The sequence below is a fragment of the Xanthobacter sp. BG11Y11_SDJG genome (assembly GCF_057364445.1).
This window is the reverse complement of the sequence record NZ_JBNFNU010000888.1, coordinates 1-564: the sequence shown is the minus strand read 5'-3', so window position 1 is coordinate 564 and position 564 is coordinate 1. Positions and strand designations below refer to the sequence as shown.

Genomic DNA, 564 nt, shown 5'->3' with positions numbered 1-564 from the left:
GTCGCGGGCGAGCTGCGGCGCGTCACCGTTCCGGCGGCGCCGCTGCGCCGCCATCCGGCGGGCGACGCGCCGCTGGACACCGAGGCGCTCCTTGGCGAGAGCGTGCGGGTGCTGGAGGAGGATGGCGAAGGCTGGGCCTGGGTGCAGTTGCTCGCCGACGGCTATGTGGGCTACCTGCCGGCGGAGGCGCTGGCGCCGCTCGGCGCCGCGCCCACCCACAAGGTGGCAGCGCTGCGCACCTTCCTGTTCCCCGGCCCGGACATCAAGCTGCCGCCGCTCGCCGCGCTGCCGTTCGGCGCCCGGGTGAGCGTGACCGGCGCGCGCGACCGTTTCCTGGTCACCAGCGAGGGCTTCCTGTTCGCCGGCCACCTCGCGCCGATCGACCGGAGCGAGACCGACCCGGTGGAGGTGGCGGCGCGCTTCCTCGGCACGCCGTATCTCTGGGGCGGGCGCTCCAGCCTCGGGCTCGACTGCTCGGGCCTGGTGCAGACCGCCCTCGCCGCCTGCGGCATCGCCGCGCCGCGCGACAGCGACATGCAGGAGCGCGCGCTCGGCGGGCCGGCG

General features: G+C 76.6%; 1 protein-coding gene. It reads left to right on the top strand.

The features are described from left to right. On the top strand, positions 1-564 hold a 564-nt coding region (locus AC2W7M_RS27130; protein WP_486136344.1), incomplete at both ends, for a C40 family peptidase.